Annotated in this window: 12 protein-coding genes; 5 read left to right on the forward strand and 7 right to left on the reverse strand. The window is 42.0% G+C overall.

Features of this window, described 5'->3' with window-relative positions; genetic code table 11:
- Positions 1-262 precede the first annotated feature (262 nt).
- The gene (locus AC5JMF_RS11790; protein WP_495795902.1) at positions 263-1,423 is read right to left on the reverse strand and encodes an NAD(P)/FAD-dependent oxidoreductase; all 1,161 of its coding nucleotides are present in this window, start codon (positions 1,421-1,423) and stop codon (positions 263-265) included.
- 5 nt (positions 1,424-1,428) lie between these two features.
- Complete coding sequence (locus AC5JMF_RS11795) at positions 1,429-2,325, reverse strand: isopenicillin N synthase family dioxygenase (RefSeq protein ID WP_495795903.1); 897 nt, start codon at positions 2,323-2,325, stop codon at positions 1,429-1,431.
- Between the two features lie 145 nt (positions 2,326-2,470).
- Here AC5JMF_RS11795 and AC5JMF_RS11800 point away from each other — a divergent pair, with 145 nt between their 5' ends.
- Together AC5JMF_RS11800 and AC5JMF_RS11805 are read left to right on the forward strand one after the other, a co-directional pair.
- Positions 2,471-2,995: a GNAT family N-acetyltransferase gene (locus AC5JMF_RS11800; RefSeq protein WP_495795904.1), complete on the forward strand. Its 525-nt coding sequence runs from the start codon at positions 2,471-2,473 to the stop codon at positions 2,993-2,995.
- Positions 2,979-3,485, forward strand: coding sequence for a GNAT family N-acetyltransferase (locus tag AC5JMF_RS11805; RefSeq protein WP_495795905.1), 507 nt, complete (start codon positions 2,979-2,981; stop codon positions 3,483-3,485). The genes AC5JMF_RS11800 and AC5JMF_RS11805 overlap by 17 nt, the downstream gene beginning before the upstream one ends.
- 133 nt (positions 3,486-3,618) lie before the next feature.
- Here AC5JMF_RS11805 and AC5JMF_RS11810 read toward each other — a convergent pair whose 3' ends face one another.
- Genes AC5JMF_RS11810 through AC5JMF_RS11825 form a run of 4 tightly spaced genes read right to left on the reverse strand, consistent with a single transcriptional unit; the run spans position 3,619 to position 6,231 of the window.
- Positions 3,619-4,974, reverse strand: a complete 1,356-nt coding sequence (locus tag AC5JMF_RS11810; protein ID WP_495795906.1) for an AtzE family amidohydrolase — start codon at positions 4,972-4,974, stop codon at positions 3,619-3,621.
- Complete coding sequence (locus AC5JMF_RS11815; protein WP_495795907.1) at positions 4,971-5,156, reverse strand: DUF4089 domain-containing protein; 186 nt, start codon at positions 5,154-5,156, stop codon at positions 4,971-4,973. Before AC5JMF_RS11815 ends, AC5JMF_RS11810 begins: the two co-directional genes overlap by 4 nt.
- A gap of 28 nt (positions 5,157-5,184) precedes the next feature.
- Positions 5,185-5,673: a DUF952 domain-containing protein gene (locus tag AC5JMF_RS11820; RefSeq protein WP_495795908.1), complete on the reverse strand. Its 489-nt coding sequence runs from the start codon at positions 5,671-5,673 to the stop codon at positions 5,185-5,187.
- A 12-nt stretch (positions 5,674-5,685) separates the two neighbouring features.
- Positions 5,686-6,231 (reverse strand): HAD family hydrolase, encoded by a 546-nt coding sequence (locus AC5JMF_RS11825; protein WP_495795909.1) that lies wholly within the window; start codon positions 6,229-6,231, stop codon positions 5,686-5,688.
- A gap of 127 nt (positions 6,232-6,358) precedes the next feature.
- Here AC5JMF_RS11825 and AC5JMF_RS11830 point away from each other — a divergent pair, with 127 nt between their 5' ends.
- Both AC5JMF_RS11830 and AC5JMF_RS11835 read left to right on the forward strand, forming a co-directional pair.
- Entirely contained in the window at positions 6,359-6,757 is a 399-nt protein-coding gene (locus AC5JMF_RS11830; protein WP_495795910.1) for a MerC domain-containing protein, read from the forward strand.
- Between the two features lie 946 nt (positions 6,758-7,703).
- On the forward strand, positions 7,704-10,274 hold the full coding sequence (locus AC5JMF_RS11835) for an Ig-like domain-containing protein (protein WP_495795911.1): 2,571 nt from the start codon (positions 7,704-7,706) through the stop codon (positions 10,272-10,274).
- A gap of 118 nt (positions 10,275-10,392) precedes the next feature.
- Here the strand turns inward: AC5JMF_RS11835 and AC5JMF_RS11840 are convergent, their stop codons facing one another.
- Positions 10,393-11,904 carry a thioredoxin-like domain-containing protein gene (locus AC5JMF_RS11840; protein ID WP_495795931.1) on the reverse strand — a complete coding sequence of 504 codons (1,512 nt, stop codon included), beginning with the start codon at positions 11,902-11,904 and terminating at the stop codon, positions 10,393-10,395.
- A 118-nt stretch (positions 11,905-12,022) separates the two neighbouring features.
- On the opposite strand from AC5JMF_RS11840, the gene AC5JMF_RS11845 reads away from it, so the two are divergent.
- Positions 12,023-12,937, forward strand: a complete 915-nt coding sequence (locus AC5JMF_RS11845; protein ID WP_495795912.1) for a glutaminase — start codon at positions 12,023-12,025, stop codon at positions 12,935-12,937.
- The last annotated feature ends 1 nt before the right edge of the window (position 12,938 follow it).

Raw genomic sequence — 12,938 nt, forward strand, 5'->3', positions numbered from 1 at the left:
CCGCTTCGCTAACGCTAACGCTATCGATGACTCGCTACCGCTACGAAGCGCGTAATTCGTAATTAAGTTTTGTAATGGGGATTTAACCCCAACACAAAACTTGCCGATTATAGAACCAGGGAGTGGTCTGTCCCATTAATTCTGATGGGTTCGTAGTAATGTCTAGACTTGTCTAGGGTTTACATAGCAGATAAGCTAAAAAACATCTAAATTACATAATCAAATTAAATAAAACTCTTGTGGGGTGGGCATCTTGCCCGCCCTAATTATGCAAGTTATATATGGAACAGCTTATTTGGGTGATAATTTCGTCTTGTTTGGTGGCTGCGAAGTTGGCGAAGTGTTTGGCTAGGGGTGACACCATGACTAGGGGATTGCTGAATCCTGAGAAAAGATGAATGTTTGGAGATTGGGGAATTGCACCAATTAAGGGTAAGCGGTTGTTGCTAAATGCTACTAGGCAATGATGCCATGTTCCTGGGAGATTGCCCAAGGATGGTAAGATTTGTGTAATGCTTTTTCGCAACCATGTTTCACTTTCTTTTGCGTTGACTTTCGCATGAGGATCTGTGAGAACGCGACTAATTTGACCTAAGCGTAAACTATGATCTTGAAATTGAATTGCACCTGGATCTAATATCGGTGGTAATAGTTCTTTGCCTGGTTCGTTCCACGGTTGATCATTTTGGGTAGAATTGGTTTCTAGTTGAAATCTTTGTAAGTTAGCTGGCATGATTAAGGTGCGTAACTTTACATCGACGGGTGGGGTTTCGATGACTTCAGCGTGGGTGAAATATAGTTTGATGGGAATACCCGCTGATTTTAATAGCTGACGGCTGAGTCCACCTGCACATATGGCTATGTTGTCGCTGAGGTAAGTTGTGGTGTTACTTTGCACACCATCATCCGATATTTGCAATGCTTGGGTAATCTCTATTTCACCCCCCATCCTGAGAAAGGCTTGGATGTAAGCTTGTGTTGTTTTTTCGGGATGGATGTGTCCATGTTTGACAGTTAACGCACCTGCGATCGCCTCTGGGTTCAATAATGGTTCTAAGTCGCAGGCTTCCTTTATACTGAGTAAACGGGGTGGTATGGCAACATGGGCGTAAGCTGCTGCAATTGTTTCTGGGTCGTCGTTAGCCGCGATGGTGAGTAATAAATCTAATTCACGAAACTGTGTATCGGCGTCTAGTTCTTGGGATAAAATACGATGACGTGCGATCGCTTCTGCACATAGTTGGCGAATTATGGGTGTAGTTCCTGACCAATAGGCCAGCCCACCATAACTATAACGAGTAGCGTTCTGTGGTGTAACATGTTGCTCTAGTAACAGTACAGAAAAGCCTACTTTTGCTAATTCGTAGGCGAGTGCAGCACCTGTAATTCCACCACCAATCACAATCCATTCGTAGGTTCTCATATTTTTTAATAAGTTGCTTGCAAACGTTGCAAAAGATATTCACCTGCTAGGATGGGCGGATATATGGGTGGTTGTGTTTGACAACTTTCAAGACAAGCAATTTCTGTATCATCGTTAGGATGACAGAAGAATGCCATGGAATATCGTGATTGTTTAACTCTGCTGTCGTTGGGAATCATGACTCGATGCTTGGTTGAGCAAAATACATGATTTGTCCAGCGTTGCATTAAGTCGCCTGTATTCACTACTACTGTATCAGCAATAAAGGGGGCTGCAATCCATTCTCCAGATGTTGTTTGCACTTCTAAGCCACCAATTTTATCTTGGAAAAGTAAGGTAATGCTGCCATAATCGGAATGTTCACCAGCACGCACTTGTCCTGGTTTGGGTGGTGTCTGCAATGGGGGATAATGTAGCAATCGCAAGGTATGATTTTGTTGATTATGCTTGATTGTAAAAAAATCTTCTCTTAGTTCTAATGCTAGGGCGAATGCTTGTAAAACGGTGTTGGCTAGTTCTGTGCAAGTTTCATAAAAGGTGAGAAGATCAGGATTATTTGCTAGGGAATTAGCTAAGGAAATATATCTGATTTTACCTATATTAAATGCTTCTTTGAGATCGCCTGGATTGTTGGGGTTAAGGCGTTCTCTTTCAATGCCAACGTAACCTATATTACTAAATTCATTGTTCCATGCTAGCTTTTGTTTGATTTCTAGGGGGAGGTTAAAGAAAGATTTGCTTTGTGCAAATACTTGGTCAGTGAGGTTTTGTGATATTCGTGGATTTTGTAAGTACATGAAGCCTATTTGGTGACAAGCTTGGTAGATTTGTTTGACTACGGTTTGTTTAGTTCTGGTGTCTTTGGTGAAGGGGGAAAAATCGATGAGGGGAATTGTTAGCATTTGATGTGAGTTTTGCTGAATTTACTTTTTTAACGAACCGTCCTCCGGGTTTGCCAGTCCCCCATCATGACGGAAACCGCCAAGACGGGAGCTGGACTCACCAAGAACGCCAAAGACGCCAATTTAGAATTATGTAAGTGAGTGGATGTTAATCAGAGTTTTGCAAGTAGAGACTGATGAGTATAGGTCTTATGTTGGAGAATTGTTTTGGGAGTATCTTAACTATAGTAATTTAAAGTTTAGCCGCGAGTTTGGTATTAGTTTTGATGTGAATAAATTCTGGGAGCAAGATATGGCTAAACTATACCAATTTACACCACCTGAAGGACGCTTGTTACTGGGAGAATATGATGCCCAAATCGCTGGGTGTGCTTGTTTGCGTAAGATTAATCAGGATGTTGGTGAGATTAAGAGGATGTATGTCAGACCAGGGTTTCAAAGGAAAGGTATCGGTCGGTCTTTATTAACGGCTATTATTAATCAAGCTGTGCAAATTGGTTACTTTAAGATTTGTCTAGATACTGCACCTTATGCTAAGGAAGCACAGATGCTTTATCGTTCAGTGGGTTTTAGAGATATTAAATCTTATGATGGAAATAGTGAGATTCCTCTAGAGTATCAGGCAAATTGGGTTTTTATGGAATTGATATTAAATGAATATTCGTTGTGAAACTCTACAAGACCACTCAGCAATTACTGAGGTGAAAGTATTAGCTTTTGGGCAGGAAAATGAGGCTAGACTTGTTGAAGAAATTCGTCGTTCTGACCGATATATTCCCGAACTTTCTCTAGTTGCAGAGGTGGAGAATATTGTAGTTGGTTATATTCTTTTCAGTTATATTGATTTGGTAGATACAGAAACTCTACAAGTGCTTGGTTTAGCACCTGTGGCTGTTCGTCCAGAGTTTCAGAGAAAGGGAATTGGTAGCGCACTAGTGGAAGCTGGGTTAAAAATAGCAGATACCAAAAAAGAAGCCATAGTTATTGTATTAGGGCATCCCCAATTTTATAACCGCTTTGGTTTTCAACCATCTGTTAATTATCAAATTACATCTCCCTTTCCAGTGCCAGAGGATGTATTCATGGTCAAACCTCTAAAAAGTTATCAACAAAAGTATCGAGGTAAAGTTGTTTATCCACCTGCTTTTGAAACAGTGTAGTCATAACTCGTAATTAGTTCAGCAATACCTTTTGTTGTTATATCAAAAGCCATCATTTGGAAAACTAAAGCTATTATTACCACGGTTTAAGCTGTCGTCATGAATGCTGAAACTGTTGTAAACAAGTATTTAGTCAACGATTAAAAACCACTGGTGCTGAAACTATACCCCTTGCCTCTAAAACAGCCGCAACCCTCAAAATTAAAGCTTCATTATATGGTGCTGCGATTAATTGCACACCCAAAGGTAGACTATTTGGACGCTGAATTGGTACTGATAAAACAGGTAAACCAATGAAAGACAATGGTTGTGTAAATAACCCCAAATGAGGACGAATCAGAATTTCTTCGCCATCTAAAATCATCGTTTGTTGACCAATTAAGGGTGCAGAAATTGGTGTAGTAGGGGCAAGAATGATATCAACATTTTGAAAAACCTCTCGCACTTGATCGCGATACCATCTGCGAAACCGTTGTGCTTGCAGATACCAACTACTAGGAATTAATGCCCCAGCTAAAAACCGATCGCGTGTTGCAGGATCAAAATCTTCAGGACGCGATCGCAATTTATCTAAATGCAGATTTGCCCCCTCACAAGCTGTAATCACAAACGCCGCCGCGCGGGCGCGATGTGCTTCTGGTATAGTTATATACTGAGTCACATTCAAAGCGGCTGCAACTTGTTGTACTGCTGCCAACGCTTCCGGTGCTGCACTTTGAGTAAAATAGTCATCAGCGATCGCAACCCTCATATCAGAGATATTCTGATGTAAAGATGTACCAACAAGATAGCGATCGTCTTTTTCCACCAGCACATCAAAAGCAGTAGCAATATCCCTAACCGAACCAGCAAACGGCCCCACATGGTCAAGACTGCTAGAAAATAAAGTTACCCCAGCACGAGACAACCTGCCATAAGTTGGCTTAAAACCGAAAACACCACACAAAGCAGCCGGAACCCGAATCGAACCATTAGTATCAGAACCCAGTGTCAACGGCACCAACCCAGCAGCCACCGCCGCCGCCGAACCACCAGAAGAACCCCCAGCCACCCGCAGCACATCATGAGGATTACGAGTTGCACCATAATGAGAGTTTTCCGTCACAAACCCATAAGCATACTCATCCATATTTAAAGCGCCAACCAACACTGCACCCGCTTGTTTCAGCTTGGCAACCGCTGTGGCATCTTGACTAGCTGGGGGATTCTCTGCATTAATTTTCGACCCCGCCAAAGTTACTAAACCAGCAACATCAAACAGATTTTTCACTGCAAAAGGGACACCAGCAAGCATTCCCACATCATTATCTGCTGCCACTTCGGCATCCACACGCGCAGCATCCGCCAAAGCCGCCTCAGCAATTACAGCCGTAAAACAATTAACTTCCTCATCCCGTGCCGCAATTCTTGCCAAAGTAGCCCGAACTACATCCACCGCTTTCACCTCACCTGCACGTACAGCCGCCGCAATTGACACCGCATCATTCATGGTTCAAAAACTGGTGCAACCTCCACATCTTCAGGCAAAGAAAACTCATTTACCAAATTAGCGAGCGCCATTATTCTCTCAAAATTTGCCACCACCCCATCCCGATACTCATCCTGCAACCGTAAATCTAACAACAACCCCATCCAATCAACATACTCCCCCACATTAAATTCCTCGCTCATCTCTCCTCCTCTGCGCCTCTGCGGTTCGTCACCCCACAACCTCAATTGGCAACTCAAAAAACCCCTCCTCTCCAGCCTCAAAATCAACCACATCATACACAGCATCAACATTCAACTCCCCATAAATATGAGGAAATACCTCATCCACCTCCGCCGCTTCATAGCGAATTTCTGCCCGAACCTTATGAGAATCAATGCAAAGTAACACCAAATCCCTTTGATTACAAAAAAACCTATTAGCAACCTTAACTACTTGCGTTGCCTTTGAACAATGAATAAAACCTTCAGTATCCAGCGTGTCACCACGATAGTAACCGAGATTTTTTGCTGCTTCCCATTGGGCAATTCTTGTGATGTGGAAGATAGTATGCATAGCCATTGTTGGAACTGCCGCTATTTGTAATAATTCTAAAAAATGATTTACATCAACAAAATCATTAATGACACATTTAGCACCCGTCATCAACAACTTCTTTCCTACTTGATCATTACCTACACCAATAAAACAAATATCCAATTGGGCAGCTGCTTACACATCCCAAACACCATCACCAACAAAAACAATTTTCTCAAAATCATCAACTTGATAAACATTTTTAGCCTTGAAAATAGCGGCATTGAGAGTATCAGCGCGTGAAAGACCATCATCAGCCGAAGCCAACGGCAGACCTGCTATTGGTAACATCGCTTTTTGCAGTTTCAGTTTAGCAGATTCACCCCAACCAGCAGTGGCGATCGCAACGCGCCAAACAGAAAGTTTCTGTAATTCAACTAATAAGTTTGTCGCTCCAGTAATTTCTTTACATAAATCTTGATCATTTGTAAATACTTCCTCAAGTAAATTAACAAAACATCTTTTTAGCCTGAATAACTCTTCATCTAAAGCAACACGTTCTAATTTTTCTCGAAAAATTTCTTGAGCTAGTCCAGAATCTGTAATGTATGTGTACTCCGCCCAATTTGTGTTGATATCAGCAATTCCAAACTCTAAATCAAAGGCCTGGATAAAACAATCTGCATCGATTTGATTAGTATTGGTGAGTGTTCCGTCAATATCAAAAATTATTAATTGCATATTTTCTCAAAACTCGAAAATCTGAATTGTTTAGAAAAATTAGTGCAAGATTTGGGTTACAATGCCACCTATTAGAGATTATAAACTTCACCAATCAGCAAAATAATCAAATCAAGGAGTACCACTTGTGCGAAGCAGCAAAATGCAGATGTTGATGGATAGAACTGCGATTTTACTTTCTACCGCATGTGCAATTCACTGTCTATTTTTACCAGTTATTGTCATTATGCTTCCTGTACTGGGAACAACTTTTCTTGGTAACGAAGACTTTCACCGTCTTCTTTTATGGTTCGTCTTTCCCATAAGTGTGTTGGCCCTCACCCAAGGTTGTCGTCGTCATCAAGACCGTATAGTAATCATGTTTGGCATTTTGGGTTTAGCACTTTTGCTCGTCACTGCAATTATCGGTCACGAGATTTTAGGTGAAGAAGGCGAGCGTTTGACTACAGTATCAGGAGCGACAGCCCTAGCGTTAGGACATGTTCGTAACTATATGTTATGTCGCAAGAATAAATGTGGTCTATAGTAATTCGTAATTCGTAATGACGCTATCGCGGACTCGCTACCGCTGCGAAGCGCGTAATTAAGTTTTGTAATGGGGATTGAGCGCAAAGTCACTCTTTGGGTTTCCTCCTCACTGACGGCAGTTGTTCATGGGGGAAACCACGCCACTTGCTTCAATCCGGGAAACCCGTCCAACGCAGTGGCTCCCCAAGATCACACTGCCTCAACTTTGTAAGACCCCAACATAAAACTTGCCGATTATTGAACCGGGGGACTTATACCCACGGAACTTATTAACCTTTTCGCGGTGTACAGAGTTTTTTCACCAAATTAAATAGGAGTGCTATATATAAGTAAAAGTGTATATTCAGCACAACCAAATATCTGTTTTTATTGAGCATAGCTAAACCAAAATTATCTAGAGACGTGCCATTGTACGTCTTAATCTCAATATGCAGGCATATAAAGTGATAAACCAAGCTTTTCATTAAAAAACCTGATATTACGGTAAATTCCTTGCTCAAATAAAAAAATCACTGTATTTTTGAGAATAGCTTTTGTAAAAAGCTCAACAAAATTCCCTAGCACTGAAAAAGCGTCGCCTTAATTTGATTTATTAAGGTGCATAAACCTTTGCTGTTGACATTAACAAAAAAAACATATTTGGACTTAAAGACAACAGGAAACAGGGAATAGGAAGGGTCTAAATCCTCTCCCAATCACATTTCACTTTAAAAAAGGAGGCTGATTCGATTAAGGAATGAGACAACAAAAGTTTACTGTTCCCTGTTAAGAGTTCCCTGTTACCTCCGAGGCAACAGTCTCGGTGAATGCTATTCAGTAATTCATGTCCAATCGATAATTGCAACCATTGCAACTACAACATTAAGGTTCTCTCACGACTTAGCTAGAGGGATAGCTTTGCTATTAGTAGCACAAACCTTTGTTTGCACAAGGAAAGTATTTCTATGGCTATTTTTACCGTAAATAACACTGACGATAGTGGCTCTGGCTCATTACGTCAAGCTCTTTTAGATGCTAATGCAGCTGCTGGTGCTGATACAATCACTTTTGCAGGTGATATCTTTAGTGATACTAATCCAGATACTATCACCCTCACATCTGGAGAATTGGAAATTACCGATGATGTAGACTTAGAAGGAACTGGAGCTTCTAACCTGGCAATCAGTGGTAATAATACATCTAGGGTATTCTCTATTAGTACAAGTGGTAAGAATGTCACTATTGACGCTTTAACTATTACTGAAGGTAAAAATGAGTTTGGTTCTGGTGGAGCAATCAATAATTTTGGTAGCACTCTAATTATCACCAATAGCAGCATTAGCGACAGCACAGCGTCAAACGGTGCTGGCATTGGTAATAGCGCAGGTGGCACACTGACCTTAATTAATAGCACTATCTCTGGTAATCAAGCGACAGTATCCTCTGGTGGCATTGCTAATGCTGGTAGCACTCTCAACCTCATTAACAGTACTATTTCTGGCAACACAGCAGGCGACAACGGTGGTGGTATTGGTGTTTTTGATAGCTTCTTAGCAGGCTTATTTAGCACAGTTATAATCAGTAATAGCACCCTGAGCAATAACACAGCTGATAGCGATAACAGTGGTTCAGGCGACGGTGGGGGAGTTTTTAGCAGCAGTAGTGGCAGTTTTAATGCCCAAAACACCATCATTGCCGGCAACTTTGATACTAGTAACGAAGCGCCTGATATTTATGGCAATATTACAGGCAATGCCCATAACCTCATTGGCACGATCGCAGGTGTATCAGGAACCATCGGTACTGGTACCGACATTGTTAACGCCAACCCCGGACTTGCAGCTTTAGCAAACAACGGTGGGTCTACAGCTACTCATGCTTTAATCCTCAACAGTCCGGCAATTAACGCTGGTAATAACGTCTTCATTCCTAGTGAAATTACTACAGACCAACGTGGTACAGGTTACAGCAGAATTCAGGGCAGCATAGTAGATATTGGTGCCTATGAAGTGCAAAACACTAGTCCCATTGCCAATGACGATAGCTTCTCTACTAATGAAAACACAACTTTCACAGGAAACGTTTTGGCTGATAACGGCAGCGGCTTAGATAGCGACCCCGACGGTGATAGCTTGAGTGTGTCTAAAGTCAATGGCAATACAACTGGAGTCGGTACACCCATTACACTGACATCAGGTGCTATTCTCACCCTTAATAGTGATGGTAGCTTTGACTACAATGTCAATGGACAGTTTGATACTTTAGGTGTTGGGCAAATTCAAAACGATAGTTTTACCTATACTATCGACGATGGTCAAGGGGGTACAGACGACGCTATCGTTAGTATTACTGTTACTGGAGTTAACGATACACCAACTTTGGTACAGGCGATCGCCAACCAAACAACTCTAGAAGACGGTTTCTTTAGCTTTCAAATCCCCGCTAATACCTTTATTGATATCGATGCCAACGACCAGCTAACTTATAGTGCTGCCCTAGCTAACGGCAACCCTTTGCCCTCATGGCTAAGCTTTGACTCCAATAGCCTTACCTTTAGTGGCACACCCAGCGACCCAGATATCGGTACTATTAGTATCAAAGTCACTGCTACCGATACGAGTAATGCTAGTATCGATGACATTTTTAACCTGACAGTAACTCCTGTCAACGATCCCCCTGTAGCAGGTGATGACAGTTTCAGCAGCAATCGCAACACGCAGATTACCCTGACAAGCGCTGAACTTCTCGTTAACGATACTGATGTAGACGGTGGTGTTTTAAGTGTTATTAGTGTTAGTAACGCCGTTAACGGAACTGTTGCTTTAAATAACAGCGGTAATGTCGTCTTTACCCCAGCTACAAACTTTAGTGGTAACGCTAGCTTCAACTACACCGTTAGCGACGGCAACGGCGGCACTGACCTTGGTTTAGTCACAGTCGCAGTAGGGATAAATTTCAACGGTACTAACAACAACGATACGCTAAACGGTACCAGCGGCAACGACATTATCAACGGTCTTAACGGTCAAGATACCATTTACGGCAACGCTGGTAACGATACCCTCGTCGGCGGTAATGGAGACGATAAACTTTATGGCGGTACCGGAGACGATAAACTCTATGGTGGTACTGGTCAAGACGAACTGCGCGGTGAAGCTAATAACGATCGCTTAGAAGGCGACAACGGCGATGATAAACTCTATGGTGGCGACGGTAACGACATCCTTTCGGGAGGTAGGGGTCAAGACTTACTCTTGGGCGATGCCGGTAACGATATTCTCAATGGCGGTAAAAATGATGATACTCTCACAGGTGGTTTAGATAGCGACATCTTTGTATTAGCTAAAGCCGCTGGCAGAGATATCATTACCGACTTTAACTTAGGTCAAAGTGATAAACTCGGCTTATCTGGTGGTCTGACCTTCAACAATTTGACATTTTCTGGCAGCGATATCCGTGTCGGTAATCAAATTCTTGCAACTCTCACTGGATTTGATACCACTACACTGACACAGAATAACTTTGTTGTAGTTTGAAATTAGGGACTGGGGACTGGGGACTGGGGACTGGGGACTGGGGAATTGTCATTTGTTATTGATTATTCTCCGTGTCCCCGCGTCCCCGCGTCCCCGCGTCCCCTCCACTCCCCACTCCCTAAACTGGTACGCAAACATTTGGCGCACATAAACCAGGAAATTGTAGCGTCGTTACCTCTAGGGTATTTAAATCTACGCGGCGTATGGCATGGTTATTGGTATCACTAATATATAGATGTGAGGCGATCGCACTCAATCCTGAAGGTTCAAAAAAGCGCGAATTTTTACCTTGTCCATCTTGCAAACCAACAGAACCATCACCTAAAACTGTTTGACAATTTCCTGTCTTGGGACTGACTAATTTAATTTTGTGATTGTAGGTATCAGCTACCCAAATGTAATTCTGTATATATTCCACTCCCAAACAATGTTGCAAACGCACATCAAAACCTCGTCCATCAACATCGCCAAAGCCAAATAACTCTCCACTACCGCAAACAGTCCGTACTTGGTACGGTTCCACTACTCCCACACCACGAATGGAACTGACCTCACTATCAGCAATGTATAATTCCTGACCATCTGTAGTTATGCCACTAGGTTGAGCAAAAGTAGATTCGATCAGCGAACCATCAACACAAGCTTCTGCACCAGTACCAGCATAAGTTTTAATTATGCCAGTTGCTAGATTCATTTCCCAGATTTGATGAGGCCCCGCCATGGCAATAAACAAAGTATTCTCTACTTTCACCAAATCCCAAGGAGAATTCAACGCAGTTCCTAAACCAACACCCCCGTGAGGATGGATATTACGGCTTTGTTCACCCGTCCCCGCGATAGTTTCAACTACCTGGCGTTTGAAATCAACTTGCCGCACAGCATGATTTTCTGTATCAGCAACATAAAGAATTTGAGTTTTTCCATCAAATGCCATCCCTTGGGGTGCAAAAAACTGTACTTCATGAAACCCACCATCTATAAAACCAGATTCTCCAGTACCAATTAGATGTAAAATTCCTCCATCAAAATTACTCATGACAATTCGATGATGTCCAGAGTCAGCGATGAATAAACCCGCATTTGTAGCTAAAACTTTTCCCGGGAAAGCTAGCGGTGTAATTAAAGGTTGGTGCTGTTTTTCTAAAGTCAAGCTGAGTTCTTGAAAATTAATCGTACCTTGCTCACGGTGTTGATCAATTAACTGTTGAATGAATTGATCTAAAAACTCACGCTTACCCTCGCCAGAAACATAGTGAATTACATAACCTTCCGGGTCAATAATCATTAATGTTGGCCATGCGCGTACAGCATACTCTTGCCAAACCCGAAAGCCTTGATCAACTAAAACTGCATGTTCAATGTCATATCGAAGAATCGCTTGGCGAATATTTTCGCTTTCCTGTTCATTATCAAATTTGGCTGAATGAACACCAATAACTGTTAAGCTATCTTGATATTTTCGTTCTAAATATTTTAAATATGGCAAAATATGCAGACAATTAATACAACAGTACGTCCAAAAATCTAAGATGATAATTCTGCCCTTAAGCTGCTTAATAGATAAGGGTTTATCTGTATTCAACCACAGATAATCTTGAGGTAATTCTGGCGCTCTAACACGAGGCATAATTAATTCGTAATTCGTAATGACGCTCCTTCGTTGCTACCGCTAACGCTAACGTAATTCGTAATTTTGGACAATTATTTATCTAACAATTCCTTATTCCCCACTCCCCATTCCCCATTCAATGAAAGCACTTAACACACTGACCAACACTGAGTTACTCACGTGGGTGCAACAAGCTAAAACTGAAACTATCAAAGGACGGGTTACTGAACGCATTTCGCAATTAGCTTTGGCTGATCCCCGATGGTTTGCGGTTCAAGTTGTTTGTAAATTTGGGCAAACTTACAGCCAAGGAGATACAAATTGTGTATTTCCGCTGATGAGTGTTATTAAACCTTTTTCTTTACTCTATTTGTTAGAACATTTAGGAACTGAAAGCGTTCTTAGATGGGTTGGGGTTGAACCATCAGATGCGCCTTTCAATTCTATCGAGCAATTAGCCGCCGATGGTGGATATCCTCGCAATCCGATGATTAATAGTGGGGCGATCGCTCTTGCTGATAAACTACCAGGAAAAGATGCTCGCGATCGCACTCAAAAATTATGTCAATGGCTCAATCAATTAGCAGGTTGTCAGCTACAGCTAGATGAGGTCATGCTAGCCTCAGTCAGAGCTGCAAACTCAAAAGTTAATCGAGCGATCGCTAATTATCTTACTGAAAAAGGACATCTCGAAAATCTCGAAACAGCTATTGACACTTACGAGCAAATATGCTGTTTATCGGGACGAGTAGCAGATTTATCTCTTCTAGGAAAACTTCTGGCTTGTGAGAGTGGCTTATTAAACTTAGAACAGCGTCAAATCGTCAACGCCGTCATGTTGACCTGCGGTTTATATGCAGATTCTGCTCAATATGCAGTGAAAATTGGTTTACCAATGAAATCTGGTATTAGTGGGGGGTTGTTAGCAATAGTACCGGGTGAAGGTGCGATCGCCTGTTATAGTCCTGCCTTAGATGATACAGGTAATCCCATAGCTGCGATCGTCTTAGTTGAGACTTTATCCCGGAGATTACAGCTCAGCATATTTAGCTAAA

The organism is Desmonostoc vinosum (assembly GCF_059505385.1).

Bases quoted from the DNA above. Each gene is read 5' to 3' on its own strand.
- AC5JMF_RS11795 (WP_495795903.1), bottom strand. From the start codon at position 2,325: ATGCTAACAATTCCCCTCATCGATTTTTCCCCCTTCACCAAAGACACC.
- AC5JMF_RS11810 (WP_495795906.1), bottom strand. From the start codon at position 4,974: ATGAATGATGCGGTGTCAATTGCGGCGGCTGTACGTGCAGGTGAGGTG.
- AC5JMF_RS11825 (WP_495795909.1), bottom strand. From the start codon at position 6,231: ATGCAATTAATAATTTTTGATATTGACGGAACACTCACCAATACTAAT.
- AC5JMF_RS11790 (WP_495795902.1), bottom strand. From the start codon at position 1,423: ATGAGAACCTACGAATGGATTGTGATTGGTGGTGGAATTACAGGTGCT.
- AC5JMF_RS11835 (WP_495795911.1), top strand. From the start codon at position 7,704: ATGGCTATTTTTACCGTAAATAACACTGACGATAGTGGCTCTGGCTCA.
- AC5JMF_RS11845 (WP_495795912.1), top strand. From the start codon at position 12,023: ATGAAAGCACTTAACACACTGACCAACACTGAGTTACTCACGTGGGTG.
- AC5JMF_RS11805 (WP_495795905.1), top strand. From the start codon at position 2,979: ATGAATATTCGTTGTGAAACTCTACAAGACCACTCAGCAATTACTGAG.
- AC5JMF_RS11800 (WP_495795904.1), top strand. From the start codon at position 2,471: ATGTTAATCAGAGTTTTGCAAGTAGAGACTGATGAGTATAGGTCTTAT.
- AC5JMF_RS11815 (WP_495795907.1), bottom strand. From the start codon at position 5,156: ATGAGCGAGGAATTTAATGTGGGGGAGTATGTTGATTGGATGGGGTTG.